This window comes from Anaerobacillus sp. QJM3NY_17, assembly GCF_056173665.1.
Genome location: NZ_CM149685.1, coordinates 272,760 through 287,609 on the forward strand (window position 1 = coordinate 272,760; position 14,850 = coordinate 287,609).

The 14,850-nt window shown below is 41.4% G+C and carries 15 protein-coding genes; 12 read left to right on the plus strand and 3 right to left on the minus strand.

Features of this window, described 5'->3' with window-relative positions:
- Nucleotides 1-43 precede the first annotated feature (43 nt).
- Nucleotides 44-1,966, minus strand: a complete 1,923-nt coding sequence (locus AC0VYV_RS01575) for an ABC-F family ATP-binding cassette domain-containing protein (protein ID WP_430243534.1) — start codon at nt 1,964-1,966, stop codon at nt 44-46.
- 263 nt (nt 1,967-2,229) lie between these two features.
- Between AC0VYV_RS01575 and moaC the strand changes: the two genes are divergently transcribed.
- Genes moaC through tatC form a run of 4 tightly spaced genes read left to right on the plus strand, consistent with a single transcriptional unit; the run spans nt 2,230 to nt 4,385 of the window.
- Nucleotides 2,230-2,712 carry a cyclic pyranopterin monophosphate synthase MoaC gene (moaC, locus tag AC0VYV_RS01580; protein WP_430243536.1) on the plus strand — a complete coding sequence of 161 codons (483 nt, stop codon included), beginning with the start codon at nt 2,230-2,232 and terminating at the stop codon, nt 2,710-2,712.
- Nucleotides 2,713-2,757: 45 nt separating this feature from the next.
- Nucleotides 2,758-3,390 (plus strand): redox-sensing transcriptional repressor Rex, encoded by a 633-nt coding sequence (locus AC0VYV_RS01585; protein WP_194222549.1) that lies wholly within the window; start codon nt 2,758-2,760, stop codon nt 3,388-3,390.
- 24 nt (nt 3,391-3,414) lie between these two features.
- Nucleotides 3,415-3,597: a twin-arginine translocase TatA/TatE family subunit gene (locus AC0VYV_RS01590; RefSeq protein ID WP_194222482.1), complete on the plus strand. Its 183-nt coding sequence runs from the start codon at nt 3,415-3,417 to the stop codon at nt 3,595-3,597.
- A 20-nt stretch (nt 3,598-3,617) separates the two neighbouring features.
- Nucleotides 3,618-4,385, plus strand: coding sequence for a twin-arginine translocase subunit TatC (gene tatC / locus AC0VYV_RS01595; RefSeq protein ID WP_194222481.1), 768 nt, complete (start codon nt 3,618-3,620; stop codon nt 4,383-4,385).
- A gap of 29 nt (nt 4,386-4,414) precedes the next feature.
- On the opposite strand, the gene AC0VYV_RS01600 is transcribed toward tatC, so the two are convergent.
- Nucleotides 4,415-4,639 carry a YdiK family protein gene (locus AC0VYV_RS01600; protein ID WP_430243538.1) on the minus strand — a complete coding sequence of 75 codons (225 nt, stop codon included), beginning with the start codon at nt 4,637-4,639 and terminating at the stop codon, nt 4,415-4,417.
- A complete protein-coding gene (locus tag AC0VYV_RS01605; RefSeq protein WP_475368303.1) occupies nt 4,636-5,346 on the minus strand; it encodes a lysostaphin resistance A-like protein in 711 nt (236 codons plus the stop codon). Before AC0VYV_RS01605 ends, AC0VYV_RS01600 begins: the two co-directional genes overlap by 4 nt.
- Nucleotides 5,347-5,683: 337 nt before the next feature.
- On the opposite strand from AC0VYV_RS01605, the gene groES reads away from it, so the two are divergent.
- The 8 genes from groES to AC0VYV_RS01645 all read left to right on the plus strand — a co-directional run bounded on the left by groES (nt 5,684) and on the right by AC0VYV_RS01645 (nt 14,796).
- Nucleotides 5,684-5,971: a co-chaperone GroES gene (gene groES / locus AC0VYV_RS01610; RefSeq protein ID WP_048313430.1), complete on the plus strand. Its 288-nt coding sequence runs from the start codon at nt 5,684-5,686 to the stop codon at nt 5,969-5,971.
- 43 nt (nt 5,972-6,014) lie between these two features.
- Complete coding sequence (gene groL / locus AC0VYV_RS01615; RefSeq protein WP_194222478.1) at nt 6,015-7,658, plus strand: chaperonin GroEL; 1,644 nt, start codon at nt 6,015-6,017, stop codon at nt 7,656-7,658.
- A 255-nt stretch (nt 7,659-7,913) separates the two neighbouring features.
- Complete coding sequence (locus tag AC0VYV_RS01620; RefSeq protein ID WP_475373200.1) at nt 7,914-9,500, plus strand: L-lactate permease; 1,587 nt, start codon at nt 7,914-7,916, stop codon at nt 9,498-9,500.
- 77 nt (nt 9,501-9,577) lie between these two features.
- A complete protein-coding gene (locus AC0VYV_RS01625) occupies nt 9,578-10,282 on the plus strand; it encodes a FadR/GntR family transcriptional regulator (RefSeq protein WP_242057451.1) in 705 nt (234 codons plus the stop codon).
- Between the two features lie 79 nt (nt 10,283-10,361).
- Complete coding sequence (locus tag AC0VYV_RS01630) at nt 10,362-11,078, plus strand: (Fe-S)-binding protein (RefSeq protein ID WP_430243543.1); 717 nt, start codon at nt 10,362-10,364, stop codon at nt 11,076-11,078.
- 11 nt (nt 11,079-11,089) lie between these two features.
- The gene (locus AC0VYV_RS01635) at nt 11,090-12,514 is read left to right on the plus strand and encodes a LutB/LldF family L-lactate oxidation iron-sulfur protein (RefSeq protein WP_475373201.1); all 1,425 of its coding nucleotides are present in this window, start codon (nt 11,090-11,092) and stop codon (nt 12,512-12,514) included.
- Nucleotides 12,514-13,221: a LutC/YkgG family protein gene (locus tag AC0VYV_RS01640; RefSeq protein ID WP_430243547.1), complete on the plus strand. Its 708-nt coding sequence runs from the start codon at nt 12,514-12,516 to the stop codon at nt 13,219-13,221. The genes AC0VYV_RS01635 and AC0VYV_RS01640 overlap by 1 nt, the downstream gene beginning before the upstream one ends.
- A 309-nt stretch (nt 13,222-13,530) precedes the next feature.
- Nucleotides 13,531-14,796, plus strand: coding sequence for an MFS transporter (locus AC0VYV_RS01645; RefSeq protein WP_475373202.1), 1,266 nt, complete (start codon nt 13,531-13,533; stop codon nt 14,794-14,796).
- Nucleotides 14,797-14,850 lie beyond the last annotated feature (54 nt).

Here is a 14,850-nt window from a genome sequence, read left to right on the forward strand (position 1 = left end):
TTCTTACCTAATAAAAAAACAGTCCACTGTGGACTGTTTTTTCTTATGCTTCTTGTAGTTGCTCCCATTCTTCCATGAGAGTTTCCGTTTGGTGACGAAGATGATCCATTTCTTCATTTAATTTCATTACTTTTTCATGATCTTCAAAAACTTCTGGAATGCAAAGCTCTTCTTCTATTTCTGCGATGCGAACTTCAGCATTGTCGACCTCTTTTTCAATTTCTTCAATTCGTCTTTGCATTTGTCGTTCTTGGCGCTTCGTTTCCTTATCCTGCTGAAATGTTGATTTGGCAGATGGAGCATCTTGTGTGACATTGTTCTTTGGTTGCTCAAGAGCTGCTAATTCAGCAAGCTCTTGTTTTTTCTCAACATAGTAATCGTAATCACCTAGATAAGGTGTTACGCCATCAGTTGAAAGTTCAATGACGCGCGTCGCGATTCTGTTAATAAAATATCTGTCGTGCGAGACAAATAGGATTGTACCGGGAAATTGAATAAGTGCTTCTTCAAGAATTTCCTTACTATCTAGATCTAGATGGTTTGTTGGCTCATCCAGTATTAGTAGATTTGATTTTTGCATCATCAACTTGGAAAGTGCTAGGCGCCCTTTTTCGCCCCCACTTAAGTCAGAGACATTCTTCAAAACGTCGTCACCAGTGAAAAGAAAGCGTCCTAAAACTGCTCTAATGTCTTTCTCGTCTGTTAGTGGGAAGTCATCCCATAGTTCCTTTAAGACGGTTTTATTCGAGTGAAGATTGGTTTGTTCCTGGTCATAGAAGCCAATTTGAACATTGCTGCCATAGTGAATATCACCATTGAGGAGAGTTTCACCTGATACGATTGCTTTAAGTAGAGTTGATTTCCCAATTCCGTTTGGCCCTACAAGCGCAACGCTCTCCTGGCGCTTCAAATCAAATGTTAGGTTGTCGTTTATGGTGTTATTTGGATAGCCAATCGCTAGTTCTCTTAGCGTTAAGACGTCGTTACCAGTTTGCTTATCGATCCCGAACGTAATATTAGCAGATTTCTCGTCGCCTTTTGGTTTATCTAGTCGCTCCATTCGATCAAGTTGCTTGCGCCGACTTTGGGCTCGTTTTGTAGTTGAGGCGCGAACGATATTCTTCTGAACAAACTCCTCAAGTTTGGCAATTTCTTTTTGTTGCTTCTCAAACTCTTTCAATTGCTGTTCATACCGTTGTTCTTTTTCATCAAGGTAATAACTGTAGTTACCTTCAAATCTTTCCGCACGATGACGTGATACTTCATAAACTTTATTTACAATTTTATCGAGAAAATAACGGTCGTGAGAGACGATTAATAAGGCACCAGAATAGTTTTGAAGATAGCCTTCAAGCCAAGTAAGTGTTTCGATGTCCAGGTGGTTAGTGGGCTCATCTAGAATAAGTAATTCTGGTTTTGTTAGTAAAAGCTTACCAAGGGCAAGGCGTGTTTTCTGACCGCCGCTTAACGTTGAGATTTTTGTGCTGTAATCAAAGTCTTTGAAGTTGAGTCCATGTAAAACCGTACGAATGTCTGCTTCGTATTTGTATCCGCCCTGATCTTTAAAGGCGACTTGAAGTTCATCGTATTCTTTTAAAATTCGTTCATATTCAGTTTCATTCTCGTAAACATCAGGATTGCCCATCTTCTGCTCGTAACTCCTGAGTTCAGATTCCATTTTTCGCAAACGATTGAAGACGCCAAGCATTTCTTCCCAGATTGATAAATCTGATTCTAAACCTGTATCCTGAGCCATATAGCCGATGGAAACACCTTTCGGCTTAATAATGTCTCCTGAATCATAGGAAAGCTGACCTGTTATCATCTTGAGAAGGGTGGACTTGCCTGCGCCATTACGTCCGACAAGTGCTACACGGTCTCGTGATTGTACTTCTAATTTAATATTCGATAAAATGGTATCAGCACCAAATGATTTGGTGAGTCCATTAACTTGCAATACGATCATGTTCTTTCACCTCTATTTCCTTCCTTAAATCCGTGAAAAACGGTTAGTAAGGAAAGGTTATTTCCTGGTGTATCACCGATAGTTCGGCATTATCCGAGTTTCCTTTAAGTTTACCGCAGAGAGGACGAGCTGAGCAACTAAAGGAATGTGCATGAGTTAACAAAAAAAGTCATCAAAAAAACAGCAAAATCGAAAGAAATGGTGTATAGTCACAAGTAGCAGCATTATCCTTCTATCATCTTCGGATGAGGAAAGGGGCAAATATGAGTTCATTTACTCACTTTAATGAAGAAGGCCGCGCAAGAATGGTCGACATTTCTGATAAAACTCCCTCCGTTCGGACTGCAACAGCACGAACGAGCGTAAAGGTGAGTGAAGACATCTATTCTGGTATTCAATCAGGAACGATGAAGAAAGGCGATGTGCTTCAAGTCGCTCAAATTGCCGGAATTATGGCAGCAAAAAAAACATCTGATCTCATCCCCATGTGTCATCCGATAGCGCTTTCTGGCGTTGACCTTCATTTTTACTGGCAGGAGAAATCGCAAGCCTATGAGCTAATTATTGAGGCTCATGTGAAGACGAGCGGAAGTACTGGCGTTGAAATGGAAGCGCTGACGGCAGCCTCGGCAGCAGCATTGACGGTATATGATATGTGTAAAGCGGTGGATAAAGGCATCGTTATCGGGGAAACCTATCTTGTTACTAAAACAGGAGGTAAAAGCGGGGATTATGCGCGCGAATAACGTGACGATGGAGCGCGGAGATCAATATGGAGGTAGTGTATGGATATTGATCAGACAAAAATTCCGCAGGCGACAGCAAAAAGACTGCCGCTCTATTATCGATATTTAAAAAATTTAAGTGCATCAGGTAAACAACGCGTTTCGTCAGCAGAGCTTAGCGATGCCATCAAGGTCGATTCTGCTACAATTCGAAGAGATTTCAGTTATTTTGGTGCTCTTGGTAAAAAAGGCTATGGGTACAATGTTCATTATTTGTTATCCTTTTTTAGTAAGACGCTTGATCAGGATGAAACGACAAAAGTCGCGCTTATTGGTGTAGGTAATCTTGGAACGGCTTTCCTGCACTACAATTTCATTAAAAATAATAATACAAAGATCGAACTTGCTTTTGACGCAGACTCTGAAAAAGTAGGACAGGAGATTGGTGGCGTTCCAGTCTATCATATCGACGAGTTTCAAAAGCGGCTGAGAGAAAATGACGTTTCCGTCGTTATCTTAACCGTACCAGTTCATGTTGCTCAATCGATTGCCGATCAGATGGATCAAACAGGAATAAAAGGAATATTAAACTTTACGCCGGCACGATTAACGGTGCCGGATCACATTCGAGTGCATCATATTGATCTTGCAGTTGAGTTACAAGCACTAGTTTATTTCATGAAACATTATCCAGTATAACGACATGTTAAGGAGGTGACACGCATGGGAATGGGTGGCGCAAGTATCGCTTTAGTTGCTGTGGTTGCTTTAATTATTTTTGGACCTAAGAAATTACCTGAGCTTGGTAAAGCTGCAGGAAATACGCTTCGTGAATTTAAAAATGCAACAAAAGGTTTAGCGGATGATGATGATGAACCAAACGAAAAGAAAAATAACGACAAGTAATCGGTTAGGACGGATAGTGAATGGAGGATCAGAAGCAATCCATCTATGATCATTTAGAAGAATTAAGAAAACGGATTATTATTACAGTCGTTTTCTTAATTCTTTCCTTTATTGCGGGGCTGTTTCTGGCTAAGCCAGTCATTGTGTTCTTGCAACATGCTCCTGAAGCGCAGGGTATACCGATGAACGCGTTTCATCTGACTGACCCATTGAAAGTGTATTTCAGCTTCGCTTTTTTAATTGCTTTTATTATGACATCTCCACTGGCGCTTTATCAGCTGTGGGCATTTATTTCACCAGGATTATTTGAACACGAACGGAAAGTGACACTATCGTATATTCCCGCAGTGTTTATTTTGTTTCTTGGTGGTGTATCCTTTTCCTACTTTGTTTTATTTCCTTTTGTCATCGATTTTGTAGGGAATCTTGCTCAAAGTCTTAACATTCAAGAAATGTATGGAGCGAATCAATATTTCAGCTTTTTGTTTCAATTAACGCTCCCATTTGGGTTTGTTTTTCAGTTGCCAGTCATCGTTCTTTTCTTTACAAGGCTTGGTATGTTAAATCCAGCTATGCTTGTACAGATTCGAAAGTATGCCTATTTTGTCCTTCTTGTTATAGCGGGGATGATTACACCACCTGAAATCATTTCACATCTTATGGTTACAGTACCGCTGTTACTTCTGTATGAATTTAGTATCATTGTGTCACGATATGGCTACCGTAAAAGATTGCAGGCTGAAGCAAAACGGATCCTTGAGGAAGCTCAGGAAGAGAGCAATAATTAAATGCAAATAAAAAGCGATAGGGGAAGCCCCTATCGCTTTTCGTTATCATCTTTTTTCTTTAGTTCCGTTATCCTTCTTTTCAAGACGAAGAAACGAATAGCATAAACAAAATCTACCGTAGCGAGAACCATCAGCAGAATGGTATAAAAACTCCATATTTCCCCGTTACTACTAGCGCTTTGAATCGCCAGGTAGGTGAAGAGGGAGCCAAGTCCCAAGTAGAAAAAACCCATTACAATTGGTGAAAGTTTCATGAAAAGAGTCCTCCAATAAACGATTGCATCTCGTTCAGCTGCTTTTCCATCTCCATAATATCATCAGCAAAATAGACGTTAATTAATACAACAAAAGTATTCATCGTCATATGAGCAATGATTGGTACAATCAGACGCTTCGTTTTTACATAAAGAAAGGCGAAGGTGAGTCCCATTGCTGTATAAATAAGAATATGAGAAAAGTCAAAATGAATCGCTGCAAAAATAACAGAGCTGAGTATGCCGGCAATCCAAAAATTAAATCGTTTGTATAACGAACCGAAAATAACTTTTCGGAAAACAATTTCCTCAAGAATTGGTCCGATAATTGATGTCACAATAATAAAAACAGGTGCCGCTTTTGCGACTTCTATCAGCATTTCTGTGTTTTCAGAACCAGGATCAATCCCAAATACGTTCATTTCGATCATTGCAGCAATAATTTGGGAAGCATAAGCCATGAATACGCCTAGAATGCTCCATCCAACCGCCTGACCAGGAGAGACGCGCGTTGAGCGTTCAAAAGGGACGTCCGGAGTGGAACGGAGAAGAAATAGCATGATAATCAGTGCTGTCAGAAAACTAAACACAGACCAAGTGACGACTGGATCAGGGATGTTTAATTCCTGAAGTAGGGGAACGCCTACTAATCCTGAGAGCTGCATTACAATATAAGTAATCAATATAGTCCAATAATGTTTGGCCAAGAAGCATAACTCCTTTTAATGGTTTGCATGCCGTAAATGGCATTTTGCATACTCGTATTAGTTTAACACACTTTCTGAAGGGAATGCCGTTCATAAGACTTCGTATAACTATTTCATATAGCTATATCGAATATAATCGAAAAACAGGCCATAAGTCTTATCAGTTTATGTCACATGGTGACGAGTTAAGGAGAAAAGAAAAAACTGAAAAAAAATCAACTTAAGTACTTGCAAAAGAATAGTGAATTATTTATTATATACATGTGTTAGCACTCGACGATGGTGAGTGCTAAAAAACGAATCAAACCATAATTTCCATCTGAGGAGGGTGTTTGAGTTGTTAAAGCCTTTAGGTGATCGAGTAGTCATCGAACCAATTCAATTAGAAGAAAAAACGTCTAGTGGGATCGTACTTCCAGATTCTGCGAAAGAAAAGCCACAGGAAGGTCGCGTCGTGTCTGTAGGTAGCGGTGCACTAACTGATGGTGGAGAGCGTGTAGCTCTTGAAGTATCAGAAGGCGACGCTGTTATTTACAGTAAGTATGCTGGTACTGAAGTAAAGTATGACGGTAAAGAGTATTTGATTCTTCGTGAGAACGATATTCTTGCAGTCGTAGGCAAGTAAAAACAAAAATAAAAAGTACTACATACATTTAGGAGGGTAACAAATGGCAAAAGATATTAAGTTCAGTGAAGAAGCCCGTCGCGCAATGCTTCGCGGTGTTGATTCTCTTGCGAACGCAGTTAAAGTTACACTCGGACCAAAAGGACGTAACGTTGTCCTCGAGAAGAAATTCGGATCTCCACTTATCACAAATGATGGTGTAACGATCGCGAAAGAAATCGAGCTTGAAGATGCATTCGAAAACATGGGTGCAAAGCTTGTCGCTGAAGTAGCTAGCAAAACAAATGACGTTGCCGGTGACGGTACAACAACTGCAACCGTTCTTGCGCAAGCTATGGTACGTGAAGGTCTTAAAAACGTAGCATCTGGTGCGAACCCAATGGTTATCCGTAAAGGAATTGAGAAAGCAACTAGAGCTGCTGTTGAAGAACTTAAAAACATTTCTAAGCCAATCGAAGGCAAAGAGTCAATCGCACAAGTTGCGTCAATCTCTGCTGCTGACGAAGAAGTAGGTCAATTGATCGCTGAAGCAATGGAGCGCGTTGGTAACGACGGCGTTATCACTGTTGAAGAATCAAAAGGATTTGCTACTGAGCTAGAAGTAGTAGAAGGTATGCAGTTCGATCGTGGATATGCATCTCCTTACATGGTTACAGACTCCGACAAAATGGAAGCTGTTCTAGAAGATCCTTATATCCTTATCACTGATAAGAAAATTGCAAGCATCCAAGATGTTCTTCCAGTGCTTGAGCAAGTGGTTCAACAAGGTAAACCACTTCTTATGATTGCTGAAGACGTTGAAGGTGAAGCACTTGCAACACTCGTTGTGAACAAGCTTCGTGGAACATTTAACGCAGTAGCAGTTAAAGCTCCTGGCTTCGGTGACCGTCGTAAAGCAATGCTTGAAGACATCGGTACACTTACTGGCGCTGAAGTGATTACAGAAGATCTTGGTCTTGATCTTAAACAAGCGAACATGACTCAGCTTGGTCGCGCTTCTAAAGTTGTTGTAACGAAAGAAAATACAACAATCGTTGAAGGCTCTGGCGAAACTGATAAAATTGCTGGTCGCGTAAACCAAATCAAAGCTCAGCTAGAAGAAACAACTTCTGAGTTCGATAAAGAAAAGCTTCAAGAACGTCTTGCTAAGCTTGCTGGCGGCGTAGCTGTCATCAAAGTTGGTGCGGCAACTGAAACTGAATTGAAAGAGCGTAAACTTCGCATTGAAGATGCTCTTAACTCAACTCGCGCAGCGGTTGAAGAAGGAATCGTATCCGGTGGTGGTACAGCGCTAGTGAACGTCGTTAAGGCTGTTCAAGCTGTAGAAGCTTCTGGAGATGAAGCAACTGGCGTTAAGATTGTTCTTCGTGCACTAGAAGAGCCAATCCGTCAGATCTCTCACAACGCTGGTCTTGAAGGATCTGTTGTGGTTGAGCGCCTTAAAGGCGAGAAAATCGGTATTGGCTTTAACGCTCTTACTGGTGAGTGGGTAAACATGGTTGACGCTGGTATCGTTGACCCTACAAAAGTAACTCGTTCTGCTCTACAAAATGCAGCATCCGTATCTGCTATGATTCTTACTACAGAAGCAGTAATCGCAGATAAGCCTGAAGAAAATGCAGGCGGCGGTGGCATGCCTGATATGGGCGGCATGGGTGGAATGGGCGGTATGGGCGGCATGATGTAATTCATGCTCCCATCTGCTCAGAATACCTGAGTGAATGGAAAGCTTCCTCCAGTTTTATGACTGGGGGAAGCTTTTTTTGTATTAAAACTTGAGAATAGATAAATCACATCCTATTCTGTCTATATTACAAAAAATACTTGTAACAGCAAGTCTATCGGTATAAAATAAAACAACAGGTCATCTGATGACTTGTTGTTTTATGATTTTGACTGAAAACGCTAACAAAAATGAAGCTATTAAAACGGAGGGATGTTGATGTTACTACTTGTAGCTTTAAGTGCCATTTTAGCCCCATTTCTCTTTCTGGTGCTCCTTCGGATGCCGGCTAAAAAGGGAATGTTCTTCAGCGCAATCATTGTGATCATCTTATCTTTTTTAGTATGGGGAGTAGAGGGAGACGTCATTTTAGCTTCTGTTTTAGAAGGATCGCATAAGGCGCTCACGATTTTATTTATTTTGTTCGGGGCGATCGCGTTATTAAATACTCTTCGTCGAACGGGCGCTGTGAATCGCATTAATCAAGGGTTTCGAAATATTTCAACGGACATGCGGGTCCAAATTGTCATTGTCGCTTTTTTATTTGGGGCTTTAATTGAAGGGGCTGCAGGGTTTGGTACTCCAGCGGCATTGACGGGACCACTGCTTGTAGCGTTAGGTTTTACACCGTTGGCAGCTGCAGCAATTGCTCTTATCGCAGATAGCTCATCCGTCTCTTATGGCGCTGTCGGTACGCCGATTCAAGTTGGACTTAGTAATCTACCAGATGCGGGTTTGTCTTTTTATCAAGATATAGGGGTGCAAGTTGCTTTTTTTGATTTATTTGCTGGTACGTTTATTCCGTTTATATTAGTTGTCGTTCTAATTGTCTTTTTTGGAAAGAAGAAAGGTTTGAAGGATGGCGTTGAGATGCTGCCATGGACATTATTGATTGGACTTACTTATACGTCATCTGCATATATCTATGCGGTTTTGTTCGGTCATGAGTTTGTTGCGATTTTAGCTTCTCTTACTGGCTTAGTTGTCGCTACGATCACTGCAAAGAAAGGGTTTTTGCTTCCAAAGACTTCGTGGCAGGATGCCCTTCAAGAGGATTTTGTTATTGAAGAAAAAGGATCTAATATGGGATTAGCATCAGCGTGGTCTCCTTACTTGATTATTGTAGGTCTTTTGTTAATGACGCGAATTGTACCTTCCATAAAGAACTTTACATTAAGTTGGGTGGATTTATCCTGGACGAATATTATCGGGATCGAGGGTATAACGTCCAAGTGGCAAGTCTTGTATTCACCAGGTTCCGTATTAATTTTGGCAACGGTTATTGCAGTGGTCATTCAACGAAAATCTTTCCGTCATTTTTCGGCTGCTGCAAAGGAATCGATTGTATCGATGAAAGATGCCGCTTTAGCGTTATTCGCTACCTTAGCTTTAGTACAGGTTTTTACGAACTCAGGCATGAATACGAATGATTTGATTAGCATGCCTCAATACATAGCGCAAACCCTTGCGAGTGGATTTGGTTCCATGTGGGTGCTTGCGGCACCGTTTCTTGGTGAATTAGGAGCCTTTATTACCGGAAGTGCAACAGTGTCAACGCTAACCTTTTCCCCTATCCAATATAGCATTGCGGAGGAAACGGCTCTTGCGAAGGATGCAATTTTATCGCTACAGGTGATTGGCGCTGCTGCAGGCAATATGATTTGTGTTCATAATGTGGTAGCGGCAGGGACAGTCGTTGGTCTTTCTGGAAAAGAAGGGGACATCATTCGAAAAACGCTATTACCAGCTCTGCTATACGGATTATTGGTGGGATTAGCAGCCTTATTCACGACGTTACTGTTATAATGACCCGATAACTTTTCCATTTGTAAGATTTAGAGTAAAATAGAAGTAACATATGATGGGAAGTTGGAGGAAGAATGGTGGAATATAAACCGATTCGATCGAAAAAGATCTATGAACAAGTTGCAGATTCTCTACTCGAATCGTTAAAAAGTGGCAGCTTAAAGTCAGGAGATAAACTCGATAGCGTAGAAGTGTTGGCAAAGAACTTCAATGTTGGAAGGTCTGCTATACGAGAATCTTTAAGTGCGCTTCGAGCAATGGGAATTCTTGAAATGCGACAGGGGGAAGGGACGTATGTGAAGTCCTTTGATGCTTCGCGTTTTTCGCTTCCAGTATCCGTAGCATTTTTGATGAAATCAGAAGATCTAAAAGAATTATTGGAAGTGCGGAAGATTCTAGAGGTCGGCGCAGCGGGATCAGCAGCTTCCTCACATCAAGAAGAAGATTTGTCTCCTATGAAGGACGCCCTTAGGAAGATGGAAGAGGCAAAAGGTAGTGGGGAGATTGGTGATCAGGCAGACTTAGCGTTTCATATGGCTCTGGTTAATGCGAGTCACAACCAAATGCTGATTAACTTAATGAATAGTGTTTCTGAAATTATGATACAAGCGATGCGAGAAACGCGAAAATTACTGCATACGCCGGAAGGCACAGAACGTTTGTTACAGGAACATGAAAGAATATTAGATGCGATTGAATCTCGTAATGAGGAAAAAGCACGAGAGGCGATGTTAGCACATCTTAACAATGTGGAAGATTCACTAGCCCACTTTATAAAATAAGGGATCTGATATTAGCAGTTTCCTTTTTTATTTATCATAGTCATCAGATGACCTTATGTTTAAAATAGGAGGTATTATTATGAAGGTTTCGTTATTTATTACTTGTTTATGTGACACGTTCACGCCTGATGTAGGGAAGGATACGGTGGAATTGTTAGAGCGCTTTGGATGTGAAGTGGACTTTCCAGCTGGACAGACGTGCTGTGGACAACCAGCTTATAACAGCGGATACAAAAGCGAGTCGATTAAAGGGTTGAAACAAATGATCAAGGCATTTGAACAATCTGAATATGTCGTTGGACCTTCAGGTTCATGCGTCCATATGATTAAAGAATATCCGAAAGTGTTAGCTGATGAACCGGAGTGGGCTGAAAGAGCACGTAAGTTGGCAGGCAAAACATATGAGTTAACACAATTTATAGTTGAAGTGCTAAATGTAAAAGACGTTGGTTCAACGTTTACTGGAACGGCAACATATCATCCTTCTTGTCATATGACTCGTTTATTGGGTGTGAAGGATGCTCCGAGAATTTTATTGGAAAATGTAGAAGGACTAAATCTTATTGATCTGCCACTGAAAGAGGATTGTTGTGGATTTGGAGGTACATTCGCTGTCAAAAATTCTTTGATATCTGGAGAGATGGTGCAAGAGAAAGCGGAGCATATTGGAGAGACGCAAGCGGATTATTTAATTGGTGGAGACATGGGGTGCTTGATGAACATGGGTGGTCGTTTGCGTAGAAACGGACAGGAAGTAAAGTTTCTTCATATTGCACAAGTACTGAACGCTCAATAAGGAGGGATAAAATGAGTATTAAAATTGGTCAAAAATCTTATGGTGATCGTATCCAAGATGGTCTTAGTAATTCCTTTATGAGAAAAGCTGTTTCTGGAGCTCAAGGTCGCTTCCGTTCGGGGCGATTAAAAGCAGCAGAAGAACTTGGTGATTGGGAAGATTGGAGAACCCTTGGTGAAGAGATTCGTTCTCATACGATGGAAAATCTGGATTATTATTTGCGTCAATTGAGTGAGCAGGTGGAAAACCGAGGTGGGACCGTCTTTTTTGCTAAGACTGCGGAAGAAGCGAACGAGTATATTCAGGAGATTGCGAAGAAAAAACAAGCAAAAAAAGTAGTTAAATCAAAATCAATGGTGACAGAAGAAATTGGTTTGAATGAAGCGCTAGAAAAGAGCGGGTGTGAAGTTGTCGAATCGGACCTTGGTGAGTGGATTTTACAATTGGATGAAGACCCACCATCTCATATTGTGACGCCAGCGCTTCATAAAAACAAAGAGCAAATTCGCGAAACGTTTATGAAGATGAAGGGATATACCGGTTCGGATGATCCCGTTGAGCTAGCCGCATTTGCACGAGAGCAATTGCGTCAGGACTTTCTAGAAGCAGATATTGGGGTTACGGGATGCAACTTTGCGGTTGCGGAATCTGGAGCAATTACGCTTGTTACGAATGAAGGAAATGCGAGGATGGTCACGTCTCTACCTGACACCCAAATCTCAGTCATGGGCATGGAGCGAATAGTGCCAACTTGGGAGGACTTAGAAGTCGTTGTTAGTTTGTTGACTCGTGCAGCTGTTGGTCAAAAACTTACGAGCTATATTACAGCATTAACTGGAACGCGCCTCGAAGATGAAGTAGATGGCCCGGAAGATTTTCATCTTGTCATTGTAGACAATGGGCGTTCGAAAATACTAGGAACTGAGTTTCAATCGGCTCTTCATTGTATTCGCTGTGCTGCGTGTATTAACGCGTGTCCGGTTTATCGTCATGTTGGTGGGCATTCGTATGGATCGATTTATCCAGGACCGATTGGAGCTGTATTAACCCCTCTGCTGGATGGATACGAGGATCACAAAGATCTCCCGTATGCTTCGACCTTATGTGCTGCATGTACCGAAGCATGCCCTGTTAAAATTCCTCTTCATGAGCATTTAATCAGACACCGAGAAATCATCGTAGAACGCGAAAAAATGACGACCAAAGCAGAGAAAATGATGATGATGGGTTTCGCTAAATGGGCCTCCACACCAGCGGCCTATAAATTGTCGACGAAAATGGCTAGAACGACGCTAAAGCCCTGGACAAAAGACGAATATATCGAAAAAGGTCCAGGTCCGATGAAAGGCTGGACGGAACAACGCGATTTCCCTGCGCCATCGAAGGAGCGTTTCCGGGATTGGTATCGACAACGAGAGCAGAGGAGTGATCATTAATGGCTATTCATAACCGGGAAGCGTTTTTGGACAACGTCGCTGAGCAACTGGGTCGAACGCGGAGAACGAAAGTGGAATCGCCTGTTTATTCTGTTCATCCGCAGGAGCGTGTTTTTCAAGGTGCAACGCAAGATGAGCTAGTCGGGAAATTGGAAGAACAGTGTAAAGTCATTCATACTTCTTTTACGAGTACGACCTTAGAAACTCTTGGAGAAACGTTACGGACAGTACTTAACGACTATAGTGTAACCAAAGTTGTTGGTGCAGCAGGGGCGAGGAATGATGCAACTCACTTGAGTACCGTGTACGCAGAACTTCAATCTGAAGGCTATGATATTCACCTTTGGGATGAGAACAAAGGACGAGAAAATGTTACTTTTGCAGAACAGGCGGGAGCCGGGATTGTGTTCAGTGATATTACACTGGCCGAATCCGGAACCGTCACGCTGTTTAACGATCGCTATAACGGTCGTTCGATTAGCTTGCTTCCGGAAACGTTCATTGCCATTGTTCCAAAGAGTACGCTCGTACCTCGAATGACGCAAGCGAGTCAATTGATTCATGAAGAAGAAAAGAAAGGAAATCCTGTTTCCTCCTGTGTAAGCTTTGTGACTGGACCAAGTAACAGTGCCGATATTGAAATGAATTTAATTGTCGGTGTGCACGGGCCGGTGAAAGCGACGTATATACTGGTTGACGATTTGTGATGATTTATAACGAAAGTTCGTGGTAAGAAAGCTTACAGTATGTAAGGTCAGATATAGAGGTAGGGTCTTATCTCAATCACGTGATATTAACGGCATGATGTCATTCATCCTACCCCTTTCGGCCGGTAGCTCCGTATTGCAATTGAAAGCATTCTCTAGGTGATGAGCCTTTGGAATGTTTTTTTGTTTGTGAATAGACAATATTTTCTAAATCAGTCTTAAGACGGAGTACTTATCAAACTGAGGGTCATCGTCTAGATTTCTATGATTCGCTACACTTAAAGTATCAAAACAGCAGGGGTGTTAGTAATGGCGATGAAAGAAAATGTTATGGAAAGAATGCCGGATGTAAAATCAGACAAGATTGACTCCATATTTAAAAATAAAAATTTCCTTCTTTTATGGGCGGCAGCGTTTTTATCAAGCTTTGGCATTTCCTTCTTTCTTTTTGCTGAGAGCTGGTACGTGGTGAATGTTTTAAATCTTGAAGCTTCACTCGGACTCATTTACATTGCTTCAAGTATTCCAAGACTAGTATTTATGGTGATAAGTGGCACGGTAGCGGATCGCATGAGTAAGACGAAGATCATGTTCTTATCTGATTTTTCAAGAGGGGTCCTTCTTAGTGGTTTAGTACTCTGGTTTATATTTGGAGATATCACTCTTTGGACATTTGTTGGAGTTGCCTTCTTCTTTGGAATTTTAGATGCTTTTTTCTGGGCAGCAGAGAGCGCTGTGATCCCATCGATTATTCGAAAAGAAAATCTGACTCGAGGCAATTCAATTATTCAAATGACTAACCAGGCATCGTTTATTATTGCACCTATGCTCGCAGGATTACTTATTGCTTTTGGAAGCTATGAAATCGTCTTCGCTGTAACAGCGCTAATGCTTTTTCTTGGAAGCGTATTGATTTATTTGATGAAAATCCCAAAACAAGAAACAGAGCAGGGGAATCAAGACCAAACTTTTTTTGAAACTTTTAAAGAAGGTTTTCTTTATGTGAAAGAGTCTAGGATTCTGGTAGTAGTTGTACTAACAACGGTCTTTATGAATCTATTTCTCGTTGGACCACTTTCCATGGGGCTACCTCTTTTTGTGAAAACAGTCTTAAATGGAGATGCATTTGCTTTCAGTTTAATGGAAGCCGGGGCGGCGATTGGAATGTTAATTGGGGCAGTAGTAATCGGTATTCTTAATCTAACGAAAGGACGAGGAAAAGTAGCTTTGCTTGCATTAATCATTTCTGGTTGTGCTTTTATAGGTCTGAGTTTCTCGACAGAGCTGTGGATGAGTATTGTCATGCTCGTTATTTTTGGGGCGTGTCTTTCTGGAAGTAACATCCCTTTATTTTCTGCAATTCAGTCATTGATCCAAGAGAAAGTGCTAGGGCGAGTAATGGGTTTGCTGTCTTTAGCTTCAATGGGGCTTATTCCTGTTAGCTATGCGATGACTTCCCTTCTTCTCTCAGCAGGTATTGGCATTCAACATATCATGTCAGGCGGTGCGTTTCTAGTTGTGCTGTATGCTTGCTTCGTCTATGTGAAATATCATGAATTGAGAAATGTAGATTAATGCGATTATGGGTTCATAAATCATTGACATTAATAAAGGGGAGCGCAGTAACGA

Bases quoted from the DNA above. Each gene is read 5' to 3' on its own strand.
- AC0VYV_RS01575 (WP_430243534.1), bottom strand. From the start codon at position 1,966: ATGATCGTATTGCAAGTTAATGGACTCACCAAATCATTTGGTGCTGAT.
- moaC (WP_430243536.1), top strand. From the start codon at position 2,230: ATGAGTTCATTTACTCACTTTAATGAAGAAGGCCGCGCAAGAATGGTC.
- AC0VYV_RS01590 (WP_194222482.1), top strand. From the start codon at position 3,415: ATGGGAATGGGTGGCGCAAGTATCGCTTTAGTTGCTGTGGTTGCTTTA.
- tatC (WP_194222481.1), top strand. From the start codon at position 3,618: ATGGAGGATCAGAAGCAATCCATCTATGATCATTTAGAAGAATTAAGA.
- AC0VYV_RS01600 (WP_430243538.1), bottom strand. From the start codon at position 4,639: ATGAAACTTTCACCAATTGTAATGGGTTTTTTCTACTTGGGACTTGGC.
- groL (WP_194222478.1), top strand. From the start codon at position 6,015: ATGGCAAAAGATATTAAGTTCAGTGAAGAAGCCCGTCGCGCAATGCTT.
- AC0VYV_RS01620 (WP_475373200.1), top strand. From the start codon at position 7,914: ATGTTACTACTTGTAGCTTTAAGTGCCATTTTAGCCCCATTTCTCTTT.
- AC0VYV_RS01630 (WP_430243543.1), top strand. From the start codon at position 10,362: ATGAAGGTTTCGTTATTTATTACTTGTTTATGTGACACGTTCACGCCT.
- AC0VYV_RS01635 (WP_475373201.1), top strand. From the start codon at position 11,090: ATGAGTATTAAAATTGGTCAAAAATCTTATGGTGATCGTATCCAAGAT.
- AC0VYV_RS01640 (WP_430243547.1), top strand. From the start codon at position 12,514: ATGGCTATTCATAACCGGGAAGCGTTTTTGGACAACGTCGCTGAGCAA.
- AC0VYV_RS01645 (WP_475373202.1), top strand. From the start codon at position 13,531: ATGGCGATGAAAGAAAATGTTATGGAAAGAATGCCGGATGTAAAATCA.